At 66.7% G+C, this 26,837-nt stretch carries 25 protein-coding genes; 13 read left to right on the forward strand and 12 right to left on the reverse strand.

Translation table 11 applies throughout. From position 1 onward, the window contains the following. The first annotated feature begins 30 nt into the window (after positions 1-30). Both phaR and PKE72_RS09005 read left to right on the forward strand, forming a co-directional pair. On the forward strand, positions 31-669 hold the full coding sequence (phaR, locus tag PKE72_RS09000) for a polyhydroxyalkanoate synthesis repressor PhaR (RefSeq protein WP_271165043.1): 639 nt from the start codon (positions 31-33) through the stop codon (positions 667-669). Beyond that, positions 666-1,025: a hypothetical protein gene (locus PKE72_RS09005; RefSeq protein ID WP_271165044.1), complete on the forward strand. Its 360-nt coding sequence runs from the start codon at positions 666-668 to the stop codon at positions 1,023-1,025. Before phaR ends, PKE72_RS09005 begins: the two co-directional genes overlap by 4 nt. Before the next feature lie 234 nt (positions 1,026-1,259). Here PKE72_RS09005 and PKE72_RS09010 read toward each other — a convergent pair whose 3' ends face one another. The 3 genes from PKE72_RS09010 to PKE72_RS09020 all read right to left on the reverse strand — a co-directional run bounded on the left by PKE72_RS09010 (position 1,260) and on the right by PKE72_RS09020 (position 4,367). After that, complete coding sequence (locus PKE72_RS09010) at positions 1,260-1,682, reverse strand: hypothetical protein (RefSeq protein WP_271165045.1); 423 nt, start codon at positions 1,680-1,682, stop codon at positions 1,260-1,262. 91 nt (positions 1,683-1,773) lie between these two features. Continuing rightward, positions 1,774-2,688, reverse strand: coding sequence for a hydroxymethylglutaryl-CoA lyase (locus PKE72_RS09015; protein WP_271165046.1), 915 nt, complete (start codon positions 2,686-2,688; stop codon positions 1,774-1,776). Continuing rightward, complete coding sequence (locus PKE72_RS09020) at positions 2,685-4,367, reverse strand: ArnT family glycosyltransferase (protein WP_271165047.1); 1,683 nt, start codon at positions 4,365-4,367, stop codon at positions 2,685-2,687. The genes PKE72_RS09015 and PKE72_RS09020 overlap by 4 nt, the downstream gene beginning before the upstream one ends. A 76-nt stretch (positions 4,368-4,443) precedes the next feature. On the opposite strand from PKE72_RS09020, the gene PKE72_RS09025 reads away from it, so the two are divergent. After that, positions 4,444-5,184: a glycosyltransferase family 2 protein gene (locus PKE72_RS09025; RefSeq protein ID WP_271165048.1), complete on the forward strand. Its 741-nt coding sequence runs from the start codon at positions 4,444-4,446 to the stop codon at positions 5,182-5,184. An 11-nt stretch (positions 5,185-5,195) separates the two neighbouring features. Here the strand turns inward: PKE72_RS09025 and PKE72_RS09030 are convergent, their stop codons facing one another. Then, complete coding sequence (locus PKE72_RS09030; RefSeq protein WP_271165049.1) at positions 5,196-5,672, reverse strand: hypothetical protein; 477 nt, start codon at positions 5,670-5,672, stop codon at positions 5,196-5,198. Between the two features lie 99 nt (positions 5,673-5,771). On the opposite strand from PKE72_RS09030, the gene pgi reads away from it, so the two are divergent. Further along, complete coding sequence (gene pgi, locus PKE72_RS09035) at positions 5,772-7,379, forward strand: glucose-6-phosphate isomerase (protein WP_271165050.1); 1,608 nt, start codon at positions 5,772-5,774, stop codon at positions 7,377-7,379. A gap of 3 nt (positions 7,380-7,382) precedes the next feature. Here the strand turns inward: pgi and PKE72_RS09040 are convergent, their stop codons facing one another. Further along, positions 7,383-7,952 (reverse strand): DUF1826 domain-containing protein, encoded by a 570-nt coding sequence (locus PKE72_RS09040; protein ID WP_271165051.1) that lies wholly within the window; start codon positions 7,950-7,952, stop codon positions 7,383-7,385. Positions 7,953-8,048: 96 nt separating this feature from the next. Between PKE72_RS09040 and zigA the strand changes: the two genes are divergently transcribed. Further along, positions 8,049-9,269 (forward strand): zinc metallochaperone GTPase ZigA, encoded by a 1,221-nt coding sequence (gene zigA / locus PKE72_RS09045; protein ID WP_271165052.1) that lies wholly within the window; start codon positions 8,049-8,051, stop codon positions 9,267-9,269. A 48-nt stretch (positions 9,270-9,317) separates the two neighbouring features. Here zigA and PKE72_RS09050 read toward each other — a convergent pair whose 3' ends face one another. Continuing rightward, the gene (locus PKE72_RS09050; protein ID WP_271165053.1) at positions 9,318-9,755 is read right to left on the reverse strand and encodes a hypothetical protein; all 438 of its coding nucleotides are present in this window, start codon (positions 9,753-9,755) and stop codon (positions 9,318-9,320) included. A gap of 304 nt (positions 9,756-10,059) precedes the next feature. Here PKE72_RS09050 and groES point away from each other — a divergent pair, with 304 nt between their 5' ends. After that, the gene (gene groES, locus PKE72_RS09055) at positions 10,060-10,347 is read left to right on the forward strand and encodes a co-chaperone GroES (RefSeq protein WP_123288102.1); all 288 of its coding nucleotides are present in this window, start codon (positions 10,060-10,062) and stop codon (positions 10,345-10,347) included. A 53-nt stretch (positions 10,348-10,400) separates the two neighbouring features. Further along, on the forward strand, positions 10,401-12,047 hold the full coding sequence (gene groL, locus PKE72_RS09060; protein WP_271165054.1) for a chaperonin GroEL: 1,647 nt from the start codon (positions 10,401-10,403) through the stop codon (positions 12,045-12,047). A gap of 375 nt (positions 12,048-12,422) precedes the next feature. Here groL and lpdA read toward each other — a convergent pair whose 3' ends face one another. The 5 genes from lpdA to PKE72_RS09085 are packed head-to-tail and all read right to left on the reverse strand — an operon-like array spanning position 12,423 to position 18,545. Continuing rightward, the gene (lpdA, locus tag PKE72_RS09065; RefSeq protein WP_271165055.1) at positions 12,423-13,820 is read right to left on the reverse strand and encodes a dihydrolipoyl dehydrogenase; all 1,398 of its coding nucleotides are present in this window, start codon (positions 13,818-13,820) and stop codon (positions 12,423-12,425) included. A gap of 2 nt (positions 13,821-13,822) precedes the next feature. Then, on the reverse strand, positions 13,823-14,461 hold the full coding sequence (locus PKE72_RS09070; protein ID WP_271165056.1) for a hypothetical protein: 639 nt from the start codon (positions 14,459-14,461) through the stop codon (positions 13,823-13,825). Positions 14,462-14,465: 4 nt separating this feature from the next. After that, the gene (locus tag PKE72_RS09075; protein WP_271165057.1) at positions 14,466-16,169 is read right to left on the reverse strand and encodes a dihydrolipoyl dehydrogenase family protein; all 1,704 of its coding nucleotides are present in this window, start codon (positions 16,167-16,169) and stop codon (positions 14,466-14,468) included. A gap of 1 nt (position 16,170) precedes the next feature. Then, positions 16,171-17,295 carry an alpha-ketoacid dehydrogenase subunit beta gene (locus PKE72_RS09080; RefSeq protein ID WP_271165058.1) on the reverse strand — a complete coding sequence of 375 codons (1,125 nt, stop codon included), beginning with the start codon at positions 17,293-17,295 and terminating at the stop codon, positions 16,171-16,173. 2 nt (positions 17,296-17,297) lie between these two features. Beyond that, on the reverse strand, positions 17,298-18,545 hold the full coding sequence (locus tag PKE72_RS09085) for a 3-methyl-2-oxobutanoate dehydrogenase (2-methylpropanoyl-transferring) subunit alpha (RefSeq protein WP_271165059.1): 1,248 nt from the start codon (positions 18,543-18,545) through the stop codon (positions 17,298-17,300). A 149-nt stretch (positions 18,546-18,694) separates the two neighbouring features. Here PKE72_RS09085 and PKE72_RS09090 point away from each other — a divergent pair, with 149 nt between their 5' ends. From PKE72_RS09090 to PKE72_RS09115, 6 genes are all read left to right on the forward strand, one after another. Next, entirely contained in the window at positions 18,695-19,183 is a 489-nt protein-coding gene (locus tag PKE72_RS09090; protein WP_166621736.1) for an Lrp/AsnC family transcriptional regulator, read from the forward strand. A gap of 59 nt (positions 19,184-19,242) precedes the next feature. Further along, positions 19,243-20,181 (forward strand): pirin family protein, encoded by a 939-nt coding sequence (locus PKE72_RS09095; protein WP_271165060.1) that lies wholly within the window; start codon positions 19,243-19,245, stop codon positions 20,179-20,181. A gap of 197 nt (positions 20,182-20,378) precedes the next feature. Further along, complete coding sequence (locus PKE72_RS09100; protein WP_271165061.1) at positions 20,379-21,344, forward strand: WD40 repeat domain-containing protein; 966 nt, start codon at positions 20,379-20,381, stop codon at positions 21,342-21,344. Further along, on the forward strand, positions 21,344-22,039 hold the full coding sequence (gene mtgA, locus PKE72_RS09105) for a monofunctional biosynthetic peptidoglycan transglycosylase (RefSeq protein ID WP_271165062.1): 696 nt from the start codon (positions 21,344-21,346) through the stop codon (positions 22,037-22,039). Before PKE72_RS09100 ends, mtgA begins: the two co-directional genes overlap by 1 nt. A gap of 99 nt (positions 22,040-22,138) precedes the next feature. Then, complete coding sequence (locus PKE72_RS09110; protein WP_271165063.1) at positions 22,139-24,049, forward strand: M2 family metallopeptidase; 1,911 nt, start codon at positions 22,139-22,141, stop codon at positions 24,047-24,049. A 120-nt stretch (positions 24,050-24,169) separates the two neighbouring features. Continuing rightward, positions 24,170-25,840, forward strand: coding sequence for a pilus assembly protein (locus PKE72_RS09115; RefSeq protein ID WP_271165064.1), 1,671 nt, complete (start codon positions 24,170-24,172; stop codon positions 25,838-25,840). Between the two features lie 18 nt (positions 25,841-25,858). Here the strand turns inward: PKE72_RS09115 and PKE72_RS09120 are convergent, their stop codons facing one another. Further along, a complete protein-coding gene (locus tag PKE72_RS09120; protein WP_271165092.1) occupies positions 25,859-26,770 on the reverse strand; it encodes an isopenicillin N synthase family dioxygenase in 912 nt (303 codons plus the stop codon). Positions 26,771-26,837 lie beyond the last annotated feature (67 nt).

Consider the following 26,837-nt stretch of genomic DNA (forward strand, 5'->3'; position numbering starts at 1 on the left):
GTGACGCGTTGCAACATCGCGAGAACAAGCGTGGCTGACGAAAAGACCAAGGGCGGAAAGAACGGCGACGGCGCACAGGTCGTCATCAAGAAGTACGCGAACCGCAGGCTCTACAATACCCGGACCAGCGCCTATGTGACGCTGGAGGACCTCGCCGCCATGGTGCGCGAGGGGACCGAGTTCGTCGTCTATGACGCCAAGACGAACGACGACCTGACCCGTCAGATCCTGACCCAGATCATCTTCGAGGAAGAAAGTCGGGGCGAGGCCCTGCTGCCGGTGCAGTTCCTGCGGCAGCTGATCGGATTCTACGGCGGGCAGATGCAAGGCGTTCTGCCCTCCTATCTGGAGATGTCGCTGGCGAATTTCGGTCGGCAGCAGGAACAGTTCGCCAGCCAGATGAGCCGCGCCTTCGGGACGGGTTCGGGAGCCAGCCTGATGGAAGAGGCGGCCAAGGCCAATATGGCCATGTTCGAGCGGGCCATGCAGATTTTCCCCGCTTTCGGCTATTCCCGGACCGAGCCTACCCCTCAGGCGGCCGGCGCCGAATCCAAGGATGAGACGCCGCCCGCTGCGGCGGCCCCTGACGCCCTGGACGAGATGCGGCGCCAGATGGACGAGATGCGCGCCCAGATCGATCGTCTGGCGGGCGGATCCAAGACGAAATGACCGACCGGATCCAGGCGGTCGGCGGCCCCGAGCGGGTGGACCGGCGAGACGGGGAGCGGCGCGAGCGGGAACGCCGCGCCCAGCAGGCCGCCTCGCGCGCCCTGGTCCCAAGCGAGACCCCTGAACCCGAGTTCAAGCCGGACGCCGGCCCGGCAAGACCTGCCGTCCATGCAGCCATCGATCCCGGCGCGGCGGCCTTCGTCGCCCAGCAGATGGGACAGCGCGGACAGAAGCGGGGCCTGCGCGGCGGTCCGCCGGTGCTGGACGCGGCCCGCGCCGCCTATCTGGGAACCGAATACTCCGGCGAGGCCGAGCGTCGTCCGCCGACCGGCAAGGCCGCCAAGACCGACATCTGAGGCGGCGGCACGGGGCTTGCTGGGACGGGGGCAGACCGCCTCTTTTCGGACCAGCCCATGCCCGCCGCATTCAGCCTCGCCGCCAAGGTTTTCGACGTCGCCGTCGTGGCCCTGATCTTCACGGCTTTTTCTTAGAGGCCTATCGCCTTGTTAGGGGCCTACCGCCCTATCGGGCTGCTTGAGGCCGTATGGGGCCTACCGCCCTGTCGGGCGACTTGAGGCCTGATGAAGCCGTCAGTTCCCGAGGTCGAAATCCTTGCGGGACGAGATGATGGTGACGATGAAACCCGCCAGCACATCGAGCAGGATCATCACCACGATCAGGAAGAAGGTCGAGGTCGCAAAGCCACGGATCAGCAGGAATTCGACCAAGACCACGATGAACAGGACCATCGACAGGGCGTGATTGACGATGGCCACCTTCTGGCTGGAGGTCGATTTGATCAGCTCGAAGAACAGCAGGATCAGACCCAGGAACAGGATCAGGTCGCCCGAGCCGATGTTCCATTGGGCGCCCGAGGCCATGGGGATGGAGAACAGCGGGTCGCGCAACAGGGCGTCGGCCTGGGCCATGCCGACATTGCTCGAGTCGCCGAACAGTACGACGATATTGTACAGGATCACCGGGATCAGAAGCAGGGGTATGGCGATGAGCATGGCGGTCCTCCCCGGCGCAATGGCTGCGCTTGTTAACCCTGATTACCGCCTTTTCTCCCCGTTCGCCACGACGGAGGTGTGACGGCGGGTCTCAGTGGCGGGGGAAATCGCCTGCGCGGCTGAGGGCGGACGGGGCGGGGCGGCCGATGGCCTCGCCGATCCAGCGGGCGGTCGCGATCAGGGCGTCCAGGTCGTAGCCGGTCTCGAACCCGGCGCGCGTCAGCATATAGACCAGGTCCTCGGTGGCGATATTTCCCGTGGCGCCGGGCGCGAACGGGCAGCCGCCGATGCCGCCGACCGAGGCGTCCAGCACGTCGATCCCGGCCTCGACCCCGGCATAGGCGTTGGCCAGGCCGGTGTTTCGGGTGTCGTGGAAATGAAGGCGCAGGGTGGCCGCGGGCGCGGCCTTGCGCGCGGCCTCGACCTTGCGCGTCACCGCCCAGGGATCGCCGGCGCCGATAGTGTCGGCCAGACCGATCTCGCCGACGCCCAGTTCGGCGATGGCGCCGACCATGTCCGCGACCTGATCCACGGAAACCTCCCCGTCGAACGGGCAGCCCCAAACGCAGGAGATCATGGCCGACAGCGACGGCGCGCCGTCCGACGCCTCCGCATTGTGTCGGCGGGCGACGATCTCGCCCAGCATGGCCAGCTGGTCCTTCACCGACAGGCCCTGGTTCTTCAGGCCGAAGCCGTCCGTGGCCGCGACCGAGACATTGACCTCGTCCACCCCCGTCGCCAGGGCCCGGTCATAACCCTTGCCGTTCAGGACCAGGCCGATGCGGCTGTGGCCGGGGGCGGGCGGCAGGGCCGCCATCACCGCTTCGGCGCCGGCCATCTGCGGCACATATTTGGGATGGACGAAGGAGACGGCCTCGATCCGTCGGGCGCCCGCCGCTTCCAGCCGCCGAACCAGGTCCGCGCGGACGGCGGGCTCCAGCACCGTCTTTTCGTTCTGAAGACCGTCGCGGGGCCCGACCTCGACGATCTGGATGAACCGGCTCACTGCGCCTCGCCAGCGCTGTTCGTCGGACGGGGCGGCGGGGCGTAGACGGTCAGGTTCATCTCGTCCCCCCCCGAATAGTTGTAGCCCCGCACCACCCCGACGGCCCGGCCCGACACGCCCAGTCGTCCGGCGGCGATGCGGAAGGCGTCGGCGTCGCGCCCTTCGACGATGGCGGGCCGGCCCTCGGCCAGGGCGCGGGCGGCGCCCTCGGCGTTGGTCAGCTCGGTGTCCCGTCCGGTCAGGAAGACGAAACTGGGCTCGTGGAAGGTTGTGATGGCCACCGGCCCTGGCGTGCGGCCCTGGCGCGGATGCAGGTCGGCGGCTTCAAGCGTCTTCTCCAGCTGGGGCGCGATGGCCAGGGGGCGCAGCTGACGGATGGTTCCGGCCAGGGCGCCGTGGGCCACGATCCCGAAGGCGAGCGAGGCGACCAGGGCCGCGACCGTCGCCCGGTTCAGCAGCAGGAAGGCGCCCATGGCCGCCGCCGCCAGGGTGGTTCCCACGGTCAGGGCCGCCCAGGTCTGGGCCGTCGAGGTGCCATAGACCGTCAACCCATAGACGGTGATCCCCATGATCAGCACCGCCGCGAACATCGCCAGCACGGCCCCTGTGATCCGCGACACCTTGCCGATCGGCCGCGCCAGGGCGGCGGCGGCCAACAGGGCCAGACCGCCGAAGGTGGGCAGGGTGTAGTGCCACAGCTTGGTCGGGGCCAGTTCGAACATCAGCCAGCCGGGAACCAGCCAGCAGACCAGAAAGCGGATCGCCGGCTCGGCCCGCCGGCTCCAGCCGGTCGAGAGTGCAGCGGGCAGCAGCAGGGTCGAGGGGAAGAACAGCAGGGGCGCCAGCAACAGATACATGCCGGGGAAGCCGGAATGGCTCTCATGCGCGCCGGCGATCTTGGGGGCCAGGTCGCCGCCGATAGCCTCGCGCCAGAAGCCGCCGTCGGTGGCGATGGTGATGGCGATGGCCCAGGGGCCGACCATCAGGGCGACCAGGGGCAGGCCCCAGCCCCAGCCGAGCCGCGCCAGCCATTTGACGTCCCGATCCCAGATCGACAGGGCGATGACGGCCAGGGCCACGACCAGAAGCCCGATCGGCCCCTTGATCAGGATGGACAGGCCGACCCCGATCCAGAACAGCAGCTTGTGCGGCCGGATCGGCCGTTCGCCGGCCTTGGCCGCCATATAGATTCGCGCCAGAGCCGCCATGGCCAGGGTGGTGGCCCCGCACAACATGGCGTCGGTCTTGGCGATGCCCGCCTCGGTCGACAACAGGAAGGTCGCACCCATGATGGCGCCGCCGAAGAAGCCCACCCGGCTGCCCAGCATGGCCGATCCCGCCCAGGCCACGGCCCAGGCGGCCAGCATGGCGCCCAGCAGGGACGGAATACGATAGGGGGCGATCTCGCGATCCTCGACATCCGAGGTCAGCGAGACGGCGACGGCCTGGAGCCAGTAGATGCCGACCGGCTTTTTCCAGCGCGGCTCGTCCTGGAAGCGGATATCGACATAGTCGCCGCTCTCCAGCATCTGGACCGTCGCCTGGGCGAACCGGCTCTCGTCGCGGTCCAGGGGCGGCAGCAGCAACAGGCCCGGCAGGCCGGCGACCAGCGTCAGCAGGGCGGCGAACAGCGGCCCCCTCCAGCCGGCGATGCGGCGATCCAGATCGAAAGTCTTCATTCGACGATCCATACACGGCGACCGGGCCGTCGTCAGCCGTCTCCCCTAAGCCGTCGATCTCGTCTATGGAGCGGCGATGACCGCCGAGACCAGCCAAGCCGCGCCCGAGATTTCCGTCGTCGTTCCCGTCCATGACGAGGCCGGCGCCGCCGTGCCCCTGGCGCGCGAGATCGCGGCCGCCTTTACGGGCCGGTCTTACGAGATGATCTTCGTCGACGACGCCTCCAGGGACGCCACCCTGGCCGAGCTGAAGGCCGCCCAGGCCGAACTGCCGGCCCTGCGGATCCTGTCGCACGGCAGCAACGCCGGCCAGAGCCGCGCCGTCCGCACCGGCGTTCTCGCCGCGCGCGGGACGGTGATCGTGACCATGGACGGCGACGGCCAGAACCCGCCCGCCGACGCGCCGCGCCTGGTCGACGCCCTGCTGGCCGCCCCTGCCGATATCGGTCTGGTCGGCGGCCGCCGCGCCAAGCGCCAGGATTCGAACGCCAAACGTCAGGCGTCGCTGTGGGCCAATCGTATCCGTCGCCGCCTGCTGGGCGACGACGCCGACGACACCGGCTGCGGCCTGAAGGCCTTCCGCCGCGACGTCTTCCTGCGTCTTCCCTATTTCGATCACCTCCACCGTTATCTGCCGGCGCTGGTGATCCGCGAGGGGTTCCGGAACCTGTATCTCGACGTCGATCACCGCCATCGCGAGACGGGTCGGTCGAAATACACCAACTGGGGTCGGCTGAAGGTCGCCTTCGCCGACCTGTTGGGCGTCATGTGGCTGAAGACCCGCTCGCGTCGCCCGGGCGCGATCTCGGAATTCTGACGACCGGAGGCCTAGACCTCAGGCTGCGGCGGCGCCGTGATCACCTCGACATTGTCGTTCAGCAGATAGGACAGTTCCGACAGGGCGGTGGCGCGCTCGGCCGGCGTGGCCGCCGCCTGCACCGCCTCGAGCTTCTTCGGCATGTCCTCGGAAATCCCCCGCAGGATGCATTTCAGATCGCCGTCCGTGCCGCGTTCCTTCAGGATCAGATGACCCTGCAGGTCCAGGGCGGCCAGGGCCTCGACCTGGGCCTTGAAGCCGACGAAGGCCTGGCTGGTGAAGAAGGCCGCCTCTTCGGCTGCTTTCGAAGCCGCCCAACCGTCCACCACCGCCTTCAACGCGCCGGAACGGGCGACAATGTCGGCGAACAGGGGCTCGGCGGCGACCGAGACGGGCGCGCCCACCGCTGCGGGGGGCTGTTCGGCCGCCAAGGCCACCGCAGGATTGGACATCGACAGGGCGATTGTGAGAGCAAGGCCGCAGGACATGAGGTGACTTCCTGTTTCAGCGTCGGCTAGGACGTTGAACCGGCATACGCCCGACCCGTAAACGAGTGTTTACCTTCTTCTCTCCCCAGAGGACCGACGATGACCCGTGACGACGCCTGGACCGCCTTCGACGCTGCTGCTGAAACGGCCGGCAAGACCCGTATCGTGGACCAGTTCGCCGCCGATCCCGGCCGTCTGGCCCGCATGTCGGTCGAGGCGGCGGGTTTGTATCTGGACCTGTCGAAACAGAGCTGGACCCAGGCCGCCTTCGAGGCCTGCCTGGATCTGGCCCGCGCCAGCGACGTCGAGGGGCGTCGCGCCGCCCTGTTCGCCGGCGAGGCCGTCAATCTGACCGAGGGTCGGGCCGTGCTGCACCCGGCCCTGCGCGCCCCTGCCGGCGCCGACTTCAAGGCCTTGGGCGAGCCGGTCTCGGCCGAGGTGGACGCCGTGCGGGCGGACATGAAAACCTATGCTGACGCCGTGCGCTCCGGCGCCGAGGCGGGGGCCACGGGCAAGCGGTTCGAGGCCATCGTCCACGTCGGCATCGGCGGGTCGGATCTGGGACCCCGCGTGGTCTGGGACGCCCTGCGCCCGCTGGCCCCGTCCATCGACCTGCGCTTTGTGGCCAACATCGATCCGCGCGACATGGCCGAGGCCCTGACCGGCCTGAACCCCGAAACCACCCTGGTCGTGGTCGTGTCCAAGACCTTCACGACGCAAGAGACCCTGGCCAACGCCGATGCGGCCAAGGCCTGGCTGGCCGCGTCCCTGCCGGCCGAAGGCATGACCAAACACTTCATCGGCGTGACGGCCGCGCCGGAGAAGGCGGGGGCGTTCGGCTGCGGCCGCACCTTCGCGTTCCGGGACTGGGTCGGCGGTCGGTATTCGCTGTGGTCGGCGGTCAGCCTGTCGTGCGGCATCGCCCTGGGCTGGGATGTGTTCGAACAGATGCTGGCCGGGGCTGCGGCCATGGACGATCACTTCGTGTCGGCTCCGCTTGAGCAGAACGCCCCGATCCTTCTGGCCCTGGCCCAGGTGTTCAACGTCGACGGCCTGAACCGGCCCGCCCGCACCGTGGCGCCCTACGCCCACGCCCTGCGCCGCCTGCCGTCCTTCCTGCAACAGCTGGAGATGGAGTCGAACGGCAAGCGGGTGCATCGCGACGGAACCCCGGTGACACGCCAGACCTGCCCGGTGGTGTTCGGCGAACCGGGCACCAATGGCCAGCACGCCTTCTTCCAGCAGATCCACCAGGGCCCGCAGATCGTCCCGGCCGAGTTCGTGATCGTGGCCAAAACCCATGCCGACGCGCCGGAATCGCCGCTCTGGTCCAACGCCCTGGCCCAGGGTCAGGCCCTGATGCTGGGCAAGACGACCGAGGCCGCCAAGGCGGAAGGCCTGGCCCAGGGCCTGTCGGAGGACGAGGCGACCCGTCTGGCGACCCACCGGACCTTCACCGGTGACCGACCCTCGACCGCCATCGTCATGGACCGCCTGACGCCCCAGACCCTGGGCGCCCTGCTGGCCCTCTATGAGCACAAGACCTTCGTCGAAGGCGTGATCTGGGACATCAACAGCTTCGATCAATGGGGCGTCGAACTGGGCAAGGTCCTGGCCAAGGCCATCCTGAAGGACGTCCACGCCGGCGGCCCCTCCGCCGATCTGGACCCCTCGACGGCCGGCCTGATGACGCGGTTGATGGGTTAAGGCTCACATCGGCGCGGCGTCGATCGTCAAGACGCGCCGGGGGGATCGTCTCCCGGCCGGCGGCGAGCGGTGCAGGACCTGTGGAAACTCCGGCCAGGCCTCCCAGCCCGGCGCCGTGCCCTTCATGACGGCGACATCGCCGGGGTGAAGGGTGCGGACTCGACGGCGGGTGCTGATGTTGCGCCCGTCCAGATCCTCGCCGATCTCGCCGGCGAAGGCCCATTCCGGCCCCGGCCCCTCATAGGCGACGATCAGGCGCACCGGCACGGCGTCTTGATGAAAGCGCGGACAGGCGCGGCGGGTCACGGTCTCGCACCGCGCGCGCCAGGCGTCGCATCCGCTGATCGCCGCCACGATCTCCGCCAATCTCTCGATATCCTGCAGCAACCACTCGGGGGCCGCACCCGATAGGGTGATCCAGCGCCCGTCGCATTCGGCGGTGAAATCGGCCGGGGGCGGCGCGTCGGGCGGCATGGGGCTGGGTCTCGACCAGATCGCCATCCGCACCTGCGGTTCGAACAGGGTGGTGAAGACCGTGGGCGCCTGCCCCTGGACGACTGCGCCGACCGCCATGGAAAACCTTGCTGACTGTGCGTGTTATACTATAACGTAACTCTCATAGTCGCCCGGCTGTGGTCAAGCTCGGCGCAGCATCCGTGGAGCGCCTTCGTGTCTGAGTTCAAGAAACTGCCCGTCACCGTCCTGTCCGGCTTCCTCGGGGCCGGCAAGACGACCCTGCTCAACCACATCCTGGTCAACCGCGAGGGCTTGCGGGCCGCCGTGATCGTCAACGACATGAGCGAGGTGAACATCGACGCCTCCCTGGTGCGCGACGGCGGCGGCGCGGATCTGTCGCGGACCGAGGAACGGCTGGTGGAGATGTCCAACGGCTGTATCTGCTGCACCCTGCGCGAGGATCTGTTGATCGAGGTCGGCAAGCTGGCGCGCGAGGGTCGGTTCGACTGCCTGCTGATCGAATCCACCGGGATTTCCGAACCCATGCCGGTCGCCGCCACCTTCGACTTTCGCGACGAGGAGGGTTTCAGCCTGTCGGACCTGGCCCGGATCGACACCATGGTCACGGTGGTGGACGCCTTCAACTTCCACCGCGACTACCCCTCCACCGACAGCCTGAAGACTCGCGGCGAACATCTGGGCCAGGATGACGAACGCACCGTCGCCAATCTGCTGATTGACCAGATCGAGTTCGCCGACGTCATCGTGCTGAACAAATGCGATCTGCTGGAGGAGACGCAGCTCGGGACGCTGAGGGCGATGATGACCCAGTTCAACCCTCGCGCCCGGATCCTTGAGGCGGTGCGCGGCGCTGTCGCCCTGGATCAGGTCATCGGCACGGGCTTGTTCGACATGGAGCGGGCGGAACAAGCCGCCGGCTGGTCCCAGGCCCTGCGCGGCGAGGTGACGCCCGAGACCGAGGAATACGGCGTCTCCACCTTCGTCTACAAGGCGCGGCGACCCTTCCACCCCCGACGCTTCTACGACCTGCTCAACCGCGAATGGCCCGGCGTCTGGCGCTCCAAGGGCTTCTTCTGGCTGGCCAGCCGGATGGACTATGTCGGCTCCTGGAGCCAGGCGGGCGCCGTGACCGAACACGAATGGGGCGGTTTGTGGTGGGCCTCGGCCCCGCGCGAGCGCTGGCCCGACGACAATCTCGAATGGTTGAAGGCGATCGAGGCGGTCTGGCGTCAACCCTACGGCGACCGCCGCCAGGAGATCGTCCTGATCGGCAAGGACATGAACCGCGATCTGCTGACCTCGATGTTCGACGCCGCCCTGCTGACCCGGTTCGAGATGGAGCGCGGCCCGAAGGGCTGGGCCAAGCTGGAGGATCCCTTCCCACACTGGGGACCCCGCCAGGACGCGGCGTAACAAAAAAGGGCGCCCCTCAGGACGCCCCTTCCTTATCCGATCCGTCGTCTACCAGCGGCGGTCGTAGCGGTAGTCGCGGCGTTCGTCCCGGCGGTCATAACGCTGGTCCCGACGATAGTCGCGATAGTCGCGGCGCTGCTCCCAGCGCGAGTCGCGGCTGTTGATGCCGTGCTCGCGTTCCCAGTGGCCCTGGTTCCGGTAGCACTGGCCGCCGCGATAATATTCGCAGCCCGAGCCGCGATTGGACGCCACGGCGCCGAGCGCCGCGCCGGCCAGGGCCCCGCCGGCGATATAGCTGCCGTCGCCGTTGCCGTAGAGGGCGCCGGCCAGACCGCCTACCGCCGCGCCGATCAAGGCGTTGCGGCCAGTGTTGTCATCGCCGCGGTCACGGTCGCGGTAGGATTGAGCCGATGCGGGGACGGCCATCAGGCTCATGGCGACCAGGGGAGCGGCGACGGCGGCGGTGATCTTCAGCATCTTGGACATGGTCGTCTCCTTTTATTTTTCGGGCCGGGTCTGCATTCCCACGAGAGGAAATGCGTCCAGCGTCGAGACGGTTCTGCCAGCGCCCGCTTGAACGGCCTCGGAGCCCGGCATTCATTTTCGGTTCATTTGTCGCGGAAGTTTCGCAGACCGGCGACGGTCCACGCGCTTGACGCTGAGCCCTGCTCTGACTAACTCCCGCTCGCGTTAGCACTCTCATCGGTCGGCTGCCAAAACGGCGATCGAAGGGAGGCTGACCCACCGTTTTCAAGTCGCCCCCGTCCGGGGGTACAAAAGGAGAGAACCGATGGCGTTTCGTCCGCTCGGCGACCGCGTGCTGGTCAAGCGCGTTGAAGAAGAATCCAAGACCAAGGGCGGGATCATCATCCCCGACACCGCCAAGGAAAAGCCGCAGGAAGGCGAAGTCGTCTCCGTCGGTCCCGGCGCCCGCGACGACAGCGGCAAGGTCAATGCTCTGGAACTGAAGGCCGGCGACCGCATCCTGTTCGGCAAGTGGTCGGGCACGGAAGTGAAGATCGACGGCGAAGACCTGATCATCATGAAGGAATCCGACGTCCTGGGCGTGCTGTCCTAAGCACCCGACGTTCGATTTTCTTCCATCAATCCATCTAGATAGGAGCTGCCCGCATGGCCGCTAAAATCGTACATTTCAATACCGACGCTCGCGACAAGATGCTGCGCGGCGTCAACGTCCTCGCCAACGCCGTCAAAGTGACGCTCGGTCCCAAGGGCCGCAACGTCGTGATCCAGAAGTCCTTCGGCGCCCCGCGCTCGACCAAGGACGGCGTGTCGGTCGCCAAAGAGATCGAGCTGGAAGACGCCTTCGAGAACATGGGCGCCCAGATGATCCGCGAAGTCGCTTCGAAGACGAACGACAAGGCGGGCGACGGCACCACCACCGCGACCGTCCTGGCTCAAGCCATCGTGCAAGAGGGCCTGAAGGCCGTCGCCGCCGGCATGAACCCGATGGATCTGAAGCGCGGCATCGACAAGGCCGTCGGCCTGGTGCTGGAAGAGATCAAGTCCAAGTCCAAGCCGGTCTCGAACAACTCGGAAATCGCCCAGGTCGGCACCATCTCGGCCAACGGCGACTCGGAAATCGGTGAGCTGATCGCCCAGGCCATGGCCAAGGTCGGCAACGAAGGCGTGATCACCGTCGAGGAAGCCAAGACCGCCGACACCACCGTCGACGTCGTCGAAGGCATGCAGTTCGACCGCGGCTACCTGTCGCCCTACTTCATCACCAACGCCGACAAGATGGAGGCTGTTCTCGAAGAGCCCCTCATCCTGCTGTTCGAGAAGAAGCTGACCTCGCTGCAAGCCATGCTGCCGATCCTGGAAGCCGTGGTGCAGTCGGGCCGTCCGCTGCTGATCATCGCCGAGGACATCGAAGGCGAAGCCCTGGCCACCCTGGTGGTCAACAAGCTGCGGGGCGGCCTGCGCGTCGCCGCCGTCAAGGCGCCGGGCTTCGGCGATCGCCGCAAGGCCATGCTGGAAGACATCGCCATCCTGACGGGCGGCCAGGTCATCTCGGAAGACCTGGGCATCAAGCTTGAGACCGTCACCCTCGACATGCTCGGCAAGGCCAAGAAGGTCTCGATCACCAAGGACGACACCACCATCGTCGAAGGCGTCGGCGAGAAGGAAGCCATCGAAGCCCGCGTGGCCCAGATCAAGCGCCAGATCGAAGACACCACCTCCGACTACGACAAGGAAAAGCTGCAGGAACGTCTGGCCAAGCTGGCCGGCGGCGTCGCGGTTCTCCGCGTCGGCGGTTCGACCGAAGTCGAAGTGAAGGAAAAGAAGGACCGCGTCGACGACGCCCTCAACGCCACGCGCGCCGCGGCTGACGAAGGCATCGTTCCGGGCGGCGGCATCGCTCTGCTGAAGGCCTCCAAGATCCTGGCCGACGTCAAGGGCGACAACGCTGACCAGAACGCCGGCATCGCGATCATCCGTCGCGCCCTGCAGGCTCCGATCCGTCAGATCGCCGAAAACTCCGGCGTCGAAGGCTCGATCGTGGTCGGCAAGGTTCTGGAAAACGACGACGCCTCGTTCGGCTTCAACGCCCAGACCGAAGAATACGGCGACCTGGTCAAGATGGGCGTCATCGACCCCGCCAAGGTCGTCCGCACGGCCCTGCAAGACGCCGCTTCGGTGGCCGGCATCCTGATCACCACGGAAGCCGCCGTCGCCGACGCCCCCAAGAAGTCGGGCGGCGCCTCGTCGCCTGACATGGGCGGCATGGGCGGCATGGGCGGCATGGACTTCTAAGTCCAAGCCACTCCAGGCTGAAAATGCAGAAGGGCGGGACCGCGAGGTCCCGCCCTTTTTCTTTGGTCGCTCAGGCCGCGCGGGCCATCCTAATTCCGCAACCCGAATCCAGTCTTTTCAGGTCTTTACCGCGTGAGGTCGCGCCTCGACCCACCACGCTCCAAAACCGTGCGATACTCTCCGCCCAACGGTCTTTGAAAATCGAATCCCCACTCCCGTCGCTGTCCGCGTCCCCGGCGAATGGCGCTCTTGGCGCTTTTGGCGCTTTGTCACCCTGTTTTCGTGCCAGCGCCGTTTCGCCGCCTCAGCCGTACGGACGGCTGGTCGAAGGTCGCGCGGATCCGTCGTCGGACGGCCGGGGTTTTGACCCGGCCTTCAGATATGGATGGCGTGGCCCAGGGCCCGCAGCGACGCCTCGTGGAAGGCTTCGCCCAGGGTCGGGTGGACGTGGATGGTTCCCGCCACATCCTCCAGCACGGCCCCCATCTCCAGCATCTGGGCGAAGCTGTTCGACAGCTCCGACACATGCTGGCCGACCGCCTGGACGCCCAGGATACGGTGATCGGCCTTGGAGGCGATGACCCGCACGAAGCCGCCGTCCTCGCCCGCCTCGATGGCCAGGGCCCGGCCGATGGCGGCGAAGGGGAAGACCGACTGGATCACGTCGTCGCGGCCCGCGACATCGTTCGGGCCCAGACCCGCCGAAACGATCTCCGGCTCGGTGAAACAGACGGCGGCGATGGTGACGGGATCGAACACCCGATCATGGCCCGCAATGATCTCAGCGACCACTTCGCCCTGGGCCGAGCCCTTGTGGGCCAGCATGGGTTCGCCGGTCAGGTCGCCCACGGCCCAGACGTTCTTCATGCTGGTGGCGCAGCGCTGGTCGATCTTCACGAAGGGTCCGGCCATGGCCACGCCCATATTCTCCAGACCCCACCCTTGCGTGCGCGGCCGACGCCCCACCGTGACCAGCACCTTGTCGGCGTCCAGTTGCAGCGGTTCGCCATCCCTGGTCGTGATCGACAGCTTGCCGTCCCCGAAGCCGCCGGCGCGCGCGCCCAGGTGCAGCTCGACGCCGTGCGTCTCCAGCCATTTGGCGACCGGATCGGTCAGGGCCTTGTCATAGAGCGGCAGGATCCGCTCGGCCATTTCGACGATGGCCACCTCGGCCCCCAGCTTCCTGAAGGCGATGCCCAGCTCCAGCCCGATATAGCCGCCGCCGACGACGACCAGCTTCTTCGGGACTTCCGACAGGCTCAGCGCCTCGGTCGAGGAGATGACGTCGCCGCCGAAGGGGAGGAAGGGCAGTTCGACCGGCTCCGATCCCGTGGCCAGGATGACGTGTTCGGCCGTGATGCGGATGTCGCCGTCGTCAGTCTGGACGATGCAGGTCTTGGCGTCCTCGAACTTCGCCCAGCCCTTGATCACCTTGACCTTGGCCTTCTTCAGCAGGGCCGCGACCCCGGCGTTCAGCTTACGGACGATCCCGTCCTTCCACGCGACCGTCTGTTTCAGGTCGATGGCCGGCTTGGCCGCCGTGATCCCCAGCGTCCCGCCCCCGGCCGCCTTGGCCACGGTCTCGAACTTGCCCGCCGCATGGATGATGGCCTTGGACGGAATACAGCCGACGTTCAGACAGGTCCCGCCCAGCCCATCTCCCCCGTCCACCAGCACGGTGTCGAGGCCCAGCTGGCCGCAACGAATGCCCGCGACATAGCCGCCGGTGCCCGCGCCGATGATGAGAACTTTGGTCTTCAGGGTCTGGGTCATGGCTACGACTTTGCTCGATCCGGGCGAGACGCGCGTCCAACCCCGAGGCCGATAAGGAACAGAACGACCGCAAGCCCGATCATCGCAGGCCAACGGACTAGGTGTGACCAGTAGGGAGCCGGCCTGGTGGAGTCGATTGCGCCTGCCGGTGGCCAGGACGGAAGCGCATCGTCTTCCGCGCGCGGCGCCCAACCTCCCGACTCTTGCAACCGCCCCAGCATGACGAGAGCCTCCGCCGCTGATTGATCGCCGGCCGGCATTATATGGAGTTCGGAAGGCTGCTCCTGCGCCAGTGGGGCCAGGAATACAAAATAGGCCCTGCCGTTCAGCGTTTCGCCTTGCTTCACATTCTCAAAAAACCAGCCATTACACATTCCCGGTGTGAAGGTGAGCGTGAACGGCTTAGGCGGAGCCTGGCCCCAGATCGCCTCGGTCGGCTTTAGGCGAACGCTGAAACTGTCATCAGGAGAGCGGGAGTCCACCGGCGTGAAGTCCTCCGCCTCCACTCGATAGACCGATGTCACGGATCGATAGTACGCTTGCTCGAACTTCGCATAGTCCGATGGGAGACTGCAGGCCAAGGCGGGAGTCGCCGAGGCTGTCAGCACCGCCAGCGAGATGATTGGACCGGTGAGCTTCACGCCTTCACCCCATCCACAGCGTCGCCGGCTGCTCCAGCAACCCCTTGATCCGCTGCACGAACACCGCCGCATCATACCCGTCGACGATCCGATGATCGAACGACGACGACAGGTTCATCATCTTGCGCACCACCATCTGGCCGTCGCGAACCACGACCCGCTCGGCGATCTTGTTGGGGCCGACGATGGCGACCTCGGGGTGGTTGATGATCGGGGTGTGGACCACTCCGCCCAGGGTCCCCAGCGAGGTGATGGTGATGGTCGAGCCCGACAGTTCCTCGCGCTTGGCCGACCCGTCCTTGGCCGCGCCCGAGACGCGGGCGATCTCCAGCGCCGTATCATAGGGATCGCGCGCCTCGGCATGACGGACCACCGGCACCATCAGGCCGTTCGGCGTCTGGGCGGCGATGCCCAGATGGACCGGGGCGTGCTGGGTCAGGACGCCGGCCTCGTCGTCATAGTGGGCGTTGATCTGCGGCTGGTCGCGCAGGGCGACCACGATGGCCCGCGCGATGAAGGGCAGGACGTTCAGCTTGGGCTGATCCTTGGACTTCGTCGCATTCAGGTGGGCGCGCAGCTCTTCCAGCGCCGTGACGTCGATCTCCTCAACATAGGTGATGTGCGGAATGCGGCGCACGCTCTCGGCCATCTTCTCCGCGATCTTGCGACGCAGGCCGATGATGCGGACCTCGGTGGTCCCTTCCGCTTTCGCATAGGTCGACCCGCCGCCGGACGGGGTGGACGCCGGCTGGGCGCCGCCGCGCGCGATGAAGCCGTCCAGGTCCTCGTTCGTGATCCGCCCGGCGGGGCCGGTGCCGGGCACAAAAGTCAGGTCCACGCCCAGGTCGCGGGCGCGGTTGCGCACGGCGGGCGAGGCGAGGGGGCGTTCACCGGGCGCGCGGCCGGTCAGGGCGGGGGGCGCGACAGACTTGCCCTCCTCCCCCGCTGCGCGGGTACTCCCCCCAGGGGGGGGGGATTTCGGGGCGGCTGTCGGTGCTGATCCTCCCCCCTTGGGGGAGGTGTCGCCGGAGGCGACGGAGGGGGCCTGAACGGTGCTCTTGGCGACATTCCCGGCGCCCGCCACATCGAAGGCCACCAGCGGCCCACCGACCGGGACCTGTTGTCCTGCCTCGCCGTACAGGGCGACGACGACACCGGCGACCGGCGAGGTGATCTCGACCGTGGCCTTGTCGGTCATGATGTCAGCGATGATCTGGTCTTCCTCGACCGCATCCCCGACCTTGACGTGCCAGCCGACCAGCTCGGCCTCGGCGGTGCCTTCGCCGACGTCGGGCAGTTTGAAGACGTAGTTGCCGGTGGAGGTCTGTGGGGCGTCAGCCCCCTCCGTCGCCTTCGGCGCCACCTCCCCCAAGGGGGGAGGATTGGATGCCGCGCGATCTCCCCCCCTTGGGGGGAGTACCGGCGAAGCCGGGGAGGGGGGCGAAGCCTCTTCGGCATTCCCCGCCCCCTCGACCTCGAACTCCACCAGCGGCCCACGCACCGGCACCATGGCGCCGGGCTCGCCGTGCAGGGCGATGACCTTGCCGGACACCGGGGCGGTGATCTCGACCGTGGCCTTGTCGGTCATGACGTCGGCGACGATCTGGTCCTCGGCCACGACATCGCCGATCTTGACGTGCCAGCCGACCAGTTCGGCCTCGGCGGTGCCTTCGCCCACGTCGGGCAGTTTGAAGACGAAACGACCCATCTTAACGACCTCCCGTCATGACGCTCTTCAAGGCGTCTGCGACCCGTTGCGGTCCGGGGAAATATTCCCATTCGAAAGCATGGGGATAGGGCGTGTCCCAGCCGGTGACGCGGGCGATGGGCGCCTCCAGGTGATAGAAGCAGCGCTCCTGAACCAGGGCCGACAGTTCGCCGCCGAAGCCCGAGGTCTTGGGCGCCTCGTGCACGATGACGCAGCGGCCGGTCTTCTTCACGCTGGCTTCGATGGTCTCGATGTCCAGCGGCACGAGCGAGCGCAGATCGATGACCTCGGCGTCTATGCCCGCGTGCTCGGCCCCGGCCAGGGCCACCCAGACCATGGTGCCATAGGCCAGGATGGTGACGTCGTTCCCCTCACGCATGACCCGCGCCTTGCCGATGGGCTCGACATATTTGCCCGTCGGCACCTGGGCCAGGTCCTGCGCCTTCCACGGGCTGACCGGTTTCTCGTGCCAGCCGTCGAACGGACCGTTGTAGAGACGTTTCGGCTCGAAGAAGACGACCGGGTCGTCATCCTCGATGGCGGCGATCAACAGGCCCTTGGCGTCATAGGGGTTGGACGGAATGACGACCTTCAGGCCGGCGATATGGGTGAACAGGCTTTCCGGCGACTGGCTGTGGGTCTGGCCGCCGAAGATGCCGCCGCCATAGGGGCTGCGCACCACGATGGGGCTGGTGAACTGACCGCCCGAGCGATAGCGCATCTTGGCCGCTTCGGAGACGATCTGGTCATAGGCCGGATAGATGTAGTCGGCGAACTGGATCTCGACGACGGGGCGCAGACCATAGGCGCCCATGCCGATGGCGGCGGCGACGATGCCGCATTCGCTGATCGGGGCGTCGAAGCTGCGGGTCAGGCCGTGCTTCTGCTGCAGCTTGTCGGTGACGCGGAAGACCCCGCCGAAATAGCCGGCGTCCTCGCCGAACGACAGGACGTTGGCGTCCTCGCTCATCTTGACGTCGATGGCCGAGTTCAGGGCCTGGATCATGTTCATCGGCTGTACGCCGGATCCCGTCGCTTCCGAGGCGGGGGCGGCGTTCTGGTCGACCATGTCCGGCTCGACGCCGTCGTTGCGATCAGCGTCGGTGAAGGGGATTTGCTCAGCCATGGTCAGACCCCCACCTCGCGGCGCTGTTCGATCAGCCGCCAGTCCTCGGTCGCATAGACCTCTTCAAACATCGTCTTCACGCTGGGGCGCGACTGTCCCAGGGTGCCGATGGCTTCGGACTCCTTGCCGGCGGCGCGGACCTGTTCGACCGCCTCGCGCAGGGCTGTGGCGTGGCGCTCGTCATCCCATTCGCCAATCACGGTCAGGTGCTGGCGCAGACGGTCCAGCGGATCGCCCAGCGGCCATTTCTCGTGTTCGTCGCCGGGGCGATAGCGGCTGGGATCGTCGGAGGTCGAGTGCGGGGCCCCGCGATAGGTGAACAGTTCGATCACCGTCGCCCCCTGGTTCGACCGGGCGCGCTCCTCGGCCCACTGGGTCGCCGCCCAGACCGCCAGGAAGTCGTTGCCGTCCACCCGCAGGGCCGGCAGGCCATAGCCGATGGCCTTGGAGGCGAAGGTGGTCTCCAGCCCGCCGGCTATGCCCTGGAAGGAGCTGATGGCCCACTGGTTGTTGACGATGTTCAGAATGACGGGCGCGCGATAGACGCTGGCGAAGGTCAGGGCGTTATGGAAGTCGCCTTCGGCCGTGGCGCCGTCGCCGATCCAGCTGATGGCGATCTTGTCGTCGCCCTTGTAGGCGCTGGCCATGGCCCAGCCGACGGCCTGCGGGACCTGGGTGCCCAGATTGCCGCTGATGGTGAAGAAGCCATAGTCCTTGGCGGAATACATGATCGGCAGCTGGCGGCCTTTGATCGGGTCCGCCGCGTTCGAATAGATCTGGTTCATCATCTCGACCAGCGGATAGCCGCGCGCGATCAGAAGCCCCTGCTGTCGATAGGTCGGAAAGCCCATGTCCTCGCGGCTCAACAGCATGCCCTGGGCCACCGCGATGGCCTCCTCGCCGGTGCACTTCATATAGAAGCTGGTCTTGCCCTGGCGGTGGGCGCGGTGCATCCGGTCGTCGAAGGCGCGAGTCAGAATCATGGCCTTCAGGCCGCGACGCAGGGTCTCGGGGTCCAGGCGCGGATTCCAAGGCCCGACGGCCTGTCCTTCGTCGTCAAGAACGCGAATCAGCCGGAAGGCGTGGTCGCGCATCTCATAGGGCGTTGTCGCCACGTCCGGCCGCTCGACGGCCCCGGCGGGGTCCATCGACAGATGGGTGAAGTCCGGCGCATCGCCCGGTCTGCCCGAAGGCTCCGGCACGCGCAGCGACAGCGGGCGGCTGTTCTTTTGGCTCAATTTGTCGTTCATGCGGGCGTCCATGTCCGTTCGGGGGTCCGTCCGTGTTTCCTCTGGACGTTTGATAACACGGCGCCTAAGCAGGTGCTCGCTCAATTTGACCTTGCGAAATCCCGATTTAGGGTATTTTATTTCGCCATACTGTTAATCGGAGAAACGCATTGGCGGACGAACTCGATCCCATCGACGCTCGGATCCTGGATATCCTGCAACAAGACGCCGGCCTGTCGGTGGCGGAGGTCGCGGACCGGGTCGGTCTGTCGGCCTCGCCCTGCTGGCGCCGGATCAAACGACTGGAAGATTCCGGTCTGATCACCAAGCGCGTAACCCTTTTGAACGCGCAACTGCTGGGCCTCGACTTCGAGGTCTACGCCATCGTCAAACTGATGCTGCCGTCGGCCGAGAACCTCGACATCTTCGAGGCCGCCGTCGCCAAATGGCCGGAAGTGGTTCAGTGCGCCACCATTACGGGGCGCGAAGACTATGTGCTGCGGATCATCACGTCCGACATGCACGCCTTCGACAAGTTCCTGCGCGAGAAGCTGCTGGCGCTGGGCATCGTTTCGGACTGCGAGAGCCATATCGTCACGCGCGGCGTGAAGAATGTGACCGCTCTGCCTCTTGGCATAGTCACCCCTCACGTCGGATAAGACTGTTCGGCGGACCTTTCCACTGAGGGCCTTGGTCCGCCGAAGGGGATGCCGAAATCATGATCGAACTGGTGATCGACGCGCGCCGCAAGGACCTGGGCGGGTTCGAGGTCGGCCGCGTCCTGCCCTTCCATTCGCGCCGAATGGTCGGGCCCTTCATTTTTCTGGACCAGATGGGGCCGGCCGAGTTCGCGCCGGGCTCGGACGCCATCGACGTGCGGCCGCACCCGCACATCGGCCTGTCGACCCTCACCTATCTGTTCGAGGGTGAGATCATGCACCATGACAACCTCGGCTATAATCAGGTCATCCGCCCCGGCGAGGTGAACTGGATGACCGCCGGCAAGGGCATTGTCCACTCCGAGCGCACGGACCCCCTTAAGAAGAGCCGGGGCGGACCGATGCACGGCATGCAGGCCTGGATCGCCCTGCCCGACGAGGCCGAGGAAATCGATCCCGCCTTCCATCACCTGGATGAGGACGCCCAGCCCGCTTACGAGAACGGTGGCCTGTTTGCGCGCCTGGTGGCGGGCGAGGCCTATGGCGCCAAGGCGGCCGTGCCGGTGTCTTCGCCGCTCTTCTACGTCCATTGGGAGCTTCAGCCCGGCGTCAGAACCGCGCCCCCTCCGGGCAAGGGCGCCGGCGGCATGAGCGAACGCGCCCTGTTTGTGGCCAAGGGCTCCATCGAGGTCGACGACCGCACCTTCCACGAAGGCCAGATGATCGTGCTGGAGCCGACGGCTGAGCCGACCATTAAGGCCCTCGTTCAGTCGACCGTCATGGTCCTGGGCGGCGAACCGGTGGGCGAACGGCTGATCTGGTGGAATTTCGTCGCCTCCAGCCAGGCCCGCATCGACCAGGCCAAGGCGGACTGGAAGGCGGGCCGGATGGCCTTGCCCAGCGAGGATTCGCTGGAGTTCATCCCCTTGCCGGACGAACCCGCCAAGGCTCAGGCCGCGCCGGCCCCTGTCGCACCCCCGCCCACCGACCCGGTGTAGTCTTCTCCCTCCCCTTTATGGGGAGGGGCGGCGAACCCCGGACTTGATCCGGGGGTAGCCGGGGTGGGGCAGTCAGGACATCGCTCGCGCCGTTACGGCCCCACCCGGATCGCTGCGCGATCATCCCTCCCCATGAAGGAGAGGGAGAACAAACCTGCGATTTGCCCCCGCCCTCGCAACCCGCTAACGCCTCCGCCATGAACTTCGATTTCGACGCCCAGGTCACCGCCGCCCTGTTCGACAACGCCGGCGCCGTCTTCGCCCTCGGCGACGGCTCGGTCCGGTTCGCCGACGGCGCGACGGTCCAGGCTCATGACGGCGCCGTCCTGTGCGCCGCCGTCCACCCGAGCGGCGACGGCATCGTCACCGGCGGCGACGACGGCCAAGTGGTCTGGAGCCGCCGCGGCGCCGAAACTGCGGTCCTGGCCACGGCCAAGAACCAGTGGATCGACTCCCTCGACGCCTCGCCCGCCTCGGGCCTGATCGCCTTCTCCTGGGGCCGCACCCTGTCGGTGATCGACCCCAAGGACGCAGCCTTCCGCCGCGATTTCCAGCACGAACGCACCGTCTCCGGCGTCGCTTTCGAGCCCAAGGGCCGGCGGATCGCCGCCTCGACCTACGGCGGCGCGGCCCTCTGGTACGCCCGGATCGAGAAGCAGCAGCCGGTCAAACTGGCCTGGGCCGGATCCCACACGGGCGTGGCCTTCTCCCCCGACGGCGCCTTCGTGGTCACCACCATGCAGGACAGCCAACTGCACGGCTGGCGGCTGAAGGACGCCAAGAACCTGCGCATGGGCGGCTATCCGTCCAAGGTCCGCTCGCTGGCCTTCCTCGCCGGCGGGCAGCTTCTGGCCACCTCGGGCGCGCAGGGCGCGGTGCTGTGGCCCTTCGTGGGCTCGAACGGTCCCATGGGGCGCGAGGCGAGTGAGATCGGCTATGACGACTCCACCCTGGTCAATCTGGTCTCGGCCCGGACCGAGCACGGCCTGTTGGCCGCCGGCCTGACCGACGGCCGGGTCTGGGTCGCCCATCCGGCCGCCCAGGGCCTGAACTTCGTCAAGGCCGAGAAGGGCCCGTCCATCGTCGCCCTGTCCCTCAGCCCGGCCGCCGACAAGGTCGCCTGGGCCGACGAGGACGGCGCCGCCGGCGTGGCGATCCTGTAATGGCGCGCGGGCGGAAAAAGGGTTGGTTCCGGGCGGCCCTGATCGCCCTGGCGGTCCTGGCCCTGCTGCCCATCGGCGGTGTGTTGATCGTCGCCGTCCTGCCGCCCGCCCCGACCATATTGATGCTGCGCCAGGCCGTGCGCGGCGAGGGTCTGGACTATCAGTGGCGCGGTCTGAACGACATCTCGCCCAATCTGGTCAACGCCGCCATCGCCGCCGAGGACGCCCGTTTCTGCAGCCACCAGGGCTTCGACATGGAGGCGATCCAGAAGGCCCTGGACCACAACGCCGAGGGCGGCCGCATCCGCGGCGGCTCGACCATCAGCCAGCAAACGGCCAAGAACGTCTTCCTCTGGCCGGGCCGCGATTGGATCCGCAAGGGATTCGAGGCGGGCTACACCGTCCTGATCGAGACCGTCTGGTCCAAACGCCGGATCATGGAGGTCTATCTGAACGTGGTCGAATGGGCCCCGGGCGTCTACGGCGCCCAGGCCGCCGCCCAGCACTGGTTCGGCAAGGACGCCGCCGACCTGACCCCCCGCGAGGCCGCGCGTCTCGCCGCCATCCTCCCCGCGCCCCGCCGTTACAAGGCGGCGTCGCCCGGCCCGTATGTCCGCCGACGCGCCTCGCGCATCCAGGCCGCCATGGGGACGGTCCGCACTCAGGATCTGAACGCCTGCGTCCGGCTCAAATAGGCCGAAGGCCGATAGCCGCCAAAAATCTCCGCTGAACGGCGGCGCTTGACGACGGATCACGGCTGACCTCTCCTGCCCGCGCTGTTCAGGAGATTCATCATGAAGCGTCAGATGATGACCGCCGTCGCGGTCTGCGCCCTCGCCTTCACCGCCGGCTGCGCCGCCGTCACGACCCCGACCCCTGACGCGACCCTTCCGCTTCAGGCCGACGGCGGCGAACAGACCTTCACCCCCGCACCCGTCACCGCCACCGGCCTGCGCGCCGACTATCCGACCACCGTCGCGGGCGCCACCCAGTTCGTCGCAGACGCCGAGGCCAAGATGCTGACCTTCGGCGAATACGCCGCCCGGGTGCAATGGAACCGCGCCACCAACATCACCTTCGACACCATGTGGCTGGAGTCAAAGGTCAACGCCGAAGCGACCGAGCTTCAGGTCCAGTTCGCCAACCAGGCGGCGAAGTTCAATGATGTCGCGGTCGATCCCGTCGTCCGGCGCAAGCTGAACCTGATGCGGCTGGGCATCGTCCTGCCCGCCCCCAACCGTCCCGGCGCGGCCGAGGAGCTGTCGCAAATCACCACCCGGCTGGACTCGACCTATTCGACCGGCAAGTTCGACTTCAAGGGCCGGCCGATCACCCTGGACGAGGCCTCGCTGATCCTGGCTGACAGCCGCGATCCGAACGAGACCAAGGCCCTGTACGAAGGCTGGCGCACCGTCTCGCCGGTGATGAAGAACGACTACGCCCGCGTGGTCGAGATCGCCAACGAGGGCGCGCGCGACCTGGGCTTCGCCGACACCGGCGCCCTGTGGCGATCCGGCTACGACATGCCCGCTGACGATTTCGCCGAGGAGACCGACCGCCTGTGGGCCCAGGTCAAACCCTTCTACGAGAATCTGCACTGCTATGTCCGCGCCCGGCTGAACGCCAAATACGGCGACGCCGTCCAGCCCGACCACGGCCCGATCCGCGCCGACCTCCTGGGCAATATGTGGTCGCAGCAGTGGGGCAATATTTATGACGTCGTGGCCCCAACCAGCGGCGGCGCCTCCAGCTATGACCTGACCGAACTGCTGAAGACCGCCGACTATGACCCCGTGAAAATGGTCAGGACCGGCGAGGGCTTCTACGTCTCCCTGGGCCTCGATCCCCTGCCCCAGACCTTCTGGGAGCGCAGCCAGATCGTCCGCCCGCGCGACCGTGAGGTGGTCTGCCACGCCTCGGCCTGGGACCTCGACAACGCCGACGACATCCGCATCAAGATGTGCACCAACGTCAACGGCGACGACTTCTACACCGTCCACCACGAGCTCGGTCACAACTACTACCAGCGCGCCTACAAGAACCAGCCGATGCTGTTCCGCAACGGGGCCAACGACGGCTTCCACGAGGCCATCGGCGACTTCGTCGGCCTGTCGGCCCTGACCCCCACCTATCTGAACCAGATCGGCCTGCTGAAGACGACGCCGGGGGCGGAGGAAGACATTCCCTTCCTGCTGAAGATGGCGCTCGACAAGATCGCCTTCCTGCCCTTCGGCCTGATGGTCGATCGCTGGCGCTGGGGCGTCTTCTCCGGCGAGACGTCGCCGGATCAGTACAACGCCGCCTGGACCGCCGACATGCTGAAATACCAGGGCCTGGTTCCGCCGGGGCCGCGTCCGACCAACGCCTTCGACCCGGGCGCCAAATATCATGTGCCGGGCAACACCCCCTACACTCGCTACTTCCTGGCCCATATCTACCAGTTCCAGTTTCAGCGCGCGGCCTGCAAACAGGCGGGCTGGACCGGGCCGCTGCACCGTTGCTCGGTCTACGGCAACGAGGCGGTCGGCGCCCGTTTCAACGCCATGCTGGAGATGGGTCAGTCCAAGCCCTGGCCCGAGGCCATGCAGGCCTTCACCGGCGAGACCACCAACGACGCCTCCGCCGTGGCCGACTATTTCGCTCCGTTGAATGAATGGCTCACCGTTCAGAACCGCGGCCGCGACTGCGGCTGGTCTGAGGCCTGAGGCCGCCCAGGCCATATAGGTCCGCGGGGCCGTTAACCTGAGGCTTGAGGCTTCTCTTAACCGTATGACGGCATTCTGCCGACATACGGGCCGTGTGCGCCCGGCAGGGAAGCGACGAACTTGGCCTCTCCATCGATCCGTCGGGCGGTCCGCCGCCTCTGCAGCCTCGTCTCGCGCCTGGGCCACGACCGGTGCGGCAATGTGGCGATGATCTTCGCGTTCAGCCTGCCGATCATCGCCATGCTGGCGCTCGGCGGCATTGATCTACACCGTGTGACGACGGCCCGGTCCCAGTTCCAGGACGCCCTGGACGCCGCCACCCTGTCTGCGGCCCGCTCGTCCTACACGGACCCCAAGGACTTGAAGACCGTCACCCTGATCACCCTGCGGGCCAATCTTGAGAATACAGAGATCGAGCCAATCCAGGATTCCGATGTCACTGTCGTGATGAACGGCACGACCGTCGTCGTCTCCGACGCGGTCGGCCGGGTGAAGACCTTGGTCGCCAACATCGTCCTGCCGCCTTACGGCCAACTGCTCGACGACACTATTCCCGTCAATGTCCATTCCGAGGTCAATCGGTCGGCCAAGAACCTTGAAGTGGCCATGGTGCTGGACATCACGGGCTCGATGGACGGCAACGACATCGCCAACCTCAAGACCGCCGCGCTCAAGATGGTCGATATCGTCGTCAAGGATGTCCAGACCCCCTACACTTCGCGCATGTCGGTCGTGCCCTATTCGATGGGGGTGTTTATGGGATCGCGCGCCGCCGCCGCGCGGGGGCCTGTGGCCGCGGGCAAGACCATCACCGGTGTCACCAAGGCCTGCACGCCGTCGAACAACCCCACCAGCTGCACCATTACGGTGAAGGCTGTGAATCATGGATTCGCTGTCAATGATCGTGTCGTCGTCACTGGGGTGTCGGGTATGGCGATCAACAGCACGACCAATGCAACCCGGAGCTCCTCCAACACGGCTTTCACCGTCACGGCTCGTACGACCGACACTTTCACCTATGTCATCAGCAAAAACGTGACCGGCAGCTATTCCAGCGGCGGCACGGCCTATTGCACGGTCGCGGGCTGCCAGTATCTCGCCTACACCAATGCTGCAGGCAGTACGTCCGTTCATGAGATCAGCAACTGCGTGACGGAAAGGATCGGCTCAGCGGCCTATACCGATGCGGCGCCCGCCTCGGCCTATGTGGGGCGCAACTATTCCAGCACCAATGAGAACACCTGTCTTACGGTGGGGCTCCAGCCGCTGACCAGCGACCGCACCAGCTTGAAGTCGATCATCAACACCTTGTCGGCGGGCGGCTCGACCGCCGGCCACATCGGGACGGCCTGGGGCTGGTACACGGTGGCGCCCAATTTCAACAGCCTGTGGCCCACGGCCTCGGCCGCCAACGATTATGATGAGTTCAAAACCATCAAGGCGGTGGTCCTGATGACCGACGGGGACTTCAACACCCCCTATAACAGCGGGGTGATCGCCAAGGACTCGCTGTCCGGCTCCTATAGTCAGAACGATGTCAGGATCAATCAGAACGCAAGCAACGGTTCCTCGGCCTCGCAGGCGCAGAAGCTTTGCACCGCCATGAAGGCCAAGGGCGTCACCGTCTATACGGTCGGCTTCTCGATCACCGCCAACAGCGCGGCGGCGACCCTGTTGTCAGGCTGCGCCTCCTCGTCCGACAAGGCCTATCTCGCCAACAGCGGAACGGCCCTGGTCGCGGCCTTCGAGGCCATCGGCCGCGACATCACCCAGCTGCGGATCGCGCGCTGATCCGCTGCACCGCCACCGTCAGAGCAGGCGGATTTCCCGCAGCCGTTCGGTCAGATAGGCCTCGGCCGTGATGGTCTTTCCGGCGTAGCGGTCGGGATTGTCCGGCGTCACGGCGCTGGCCAGGGTCTCGATCGGGAAGTCCGGGTTGAAGTGCAGGAAGAAGGGCGTCGAATAGCGGGCGAAGCCGCGCCGTTCCGGCGCCGGGTTGACCACTCGGTGGGTCGTCGACGGCAGGACGTGATTGGTCAGCCGCTGCAGCATGTCGCCGATATTGATCACCAGGGCGCCGGGCGGTGGCGCAATGTCCAGCCAGCTTCCGTCCTTCTCCTTCAACTGAAGCCCAGCTTCTTCGGCTCCCAGCAACAGGGTGATGACATTGATGTCCTCGTGGGCGCCGGCGCGGACGCCGGGCGCATCGGCCGGCACCGGCGGATAGTGCAGCAGCCGCAGCACGCTGTTGCCCATCTCGACCTTGTCGTCGAAATAGCCGTCGTCCAGGCCCAGATAGCGGGCGATGGCCCGCAGAATCTTGCGGCCCAGGGCGTCCAGATCCTCGTACATGCCATAGACATGGGCCTTGAAGCCGGGCGTTTCGTTCGGCCAGACATTGTCCCGCATGAACTGGCGGTACGGATGGTCCTGCGGAAGTTCGCGGCCCACGTGCCAGAACTCCTTCAGGTCGACGGTGGCGGCGCCCTTGGCCGCCTCGACGCCGAACGGGGTCAGGCCGCGCGCCCCGCCGGTTCCCGGCTGGTGGTATTGGCGTTTCACCTCTTCCGGCAGGGCGAAGAAGGCCTTGGCGTCATCAAGAGCGGCGGCGATGCGCGCCTCGTCCAGCCCGTGGTCCGCCACCACGGCGAAACCGAAGCGTGCGAAGGATGCGCCCAAGGCGTCGCTGAAACCCTGGAAGTCCGCGTCATAGCGCGTCATCGAAACCGGAGTAATGGCCCGAGGGGCGATGGGCTGGGTTTCGGTCGAGCTCACAGGCGGTCTCCTT

The sequence above is a fragment of the Brevundimonas intermedia genome (assembly GCF_027922165.1).
Lineage (GTDB): Bacteria > Pseudomonadota > Alphaproteobacteria > Caulobacterales > Caulobacteraceae > Brevundimonas > Brevundimonas intermedia.

Excerpts from the sequence above, each read along its gene's own strand:
- PKE72_RS09005 (WP_271165044.1), top strand. The coding sequence starts at position 666 with ATGACCGACCGGATCCAGGCGGTCGGCGGCCCCGAGCGGGTGGACCGG.
- PKE72_RS09010 (WP_271165045.1), bottom strand. The coding sequence starts at position 1,682 with ATGCTCATCGCCATACCCCTGCTTCTGATCCCGGTGATCCTGTACAAT.
- PKE72_RS09020 (WP_271165047.1), bottom strand. The coding sequence starts at position 4,367 with ATGAAGACTTTCGATCTGGATCGCCGCATCGCCGGCTGGAGGGGGCCG.
- PKE72_RS09025 (WP_271165048.1), top strand. The coding sequence starts at position 4,444 with ATGACCGCCGAGACCAGCCAAGCCGCGCCCGAGATTTCCGTCGTCGTT.
- PKE72_RS09030 (WP_271165049.1), bottom strand. The coding sequence starts at position 5,672 with ATGTCCTGCGGCCTTGCTCTCACAATCGCCCTGTCGATGTCCAATCCT.
- pgi (WP_271165050.1), top strand. The coding sequence starts at position 5,772 with ATGACCCGTGACGACGCCTGGACCGCCTTCGACGCTGCTGCTGAAACG.
- PKE72_RS09040 (WP_271165051.1), bottom strand. The coding sequence starts at position 7,952 with ATGGCGGTCGGCGCAGTCGTCCAGGGGCAGGCGCCCACGGTCTTCACC.
- PKE72_RS09050 (WP_271165053.1), bottom strand. The coding sequence starts at position 9,755 with ATGTCCAAGATGCTGAAGATCACCGCCGCCGTCGCCGCTCCCCTGGTC.
- groES (WP_123288102.1), top strand. The coding sequence starts at position 10,060 with ATGGCGTTTCGTCCGCTCGGCGACCGCGTGCTGGTCAAGCGCGTTGAA.
- groL (WP_271165054.1), top strand. The coding sequence starts at position 10,401 with ATGGCCGCTAAAATCGTACATTTCAATACCGACGCTCGCGACAAGATG.
- lpdA (WP_271165055.1), bottom strand. The coding sequence starts at position 13,820 with ATGACCCAGACCCTGAAGACCAAAGTTCTCATCATCGGCGCGGGCACC.
- PKE72_RS09075 (WP_271165057.1), bottom strand. The coding sequence starts at position 16,169 with ATGGGTCGTTTCGTCTTCAAACTGCCCGACGTGGGCGAAGGCACCGCC.
- PKE72_RS09080 (WP_271165058.1), bottom strand. The coding sequence starts at position 17,295 with ATGGCTGAGCAAATCCCCTTCACCGACGCTGATCGCAACGACGGCGTC.
- PKE72_RS09085 (WP_271165059.1), bottom strand. The coding sequence starts at position 18,545 with ATGAACGACAAATTGAGCCAAAAGAACAGCCGCCCGCTGTCGCTGCGC.
- PKE72_RS09095 (WP_271165060.1), top strand. The coding sequence starts at position 19,243 with ATGATCGAACTGGTGATCGACGCGCGCCGCAAGGACCTGGGCGGGTTC.
- PKE72_RS09100 (WP_271165061.1), top strand. The coding sequence starts at position 20,379 with ATGAACTTCGATTTCGACGCCCAGGTCACCGCCGCCCTGTTCGACAAC.
- mtgA (WP_271165062.1), top strand. The coding sequence starts at position 21,344 with ATGGCGCGCGGGCGGAAAAAGGGTTGGTTCCGGGCGGCCCTGATCGCC.
- PKE72_RS09110 (WP_271165063.1), top strand. The coding sequence starts at position 22,139 with ATGAAGCGTCAGATGATGACCGCCGTCGCGGTCTGCGCCCTCGCCTTC.
- PKE72_RS09120 (WP_271165092.1), bottom strand. The coding sequence starts at position 26,770 with ATGACGCGCTATGACGCGGACTTCCAGGGTTTCAGCGACGCCTTGGGC.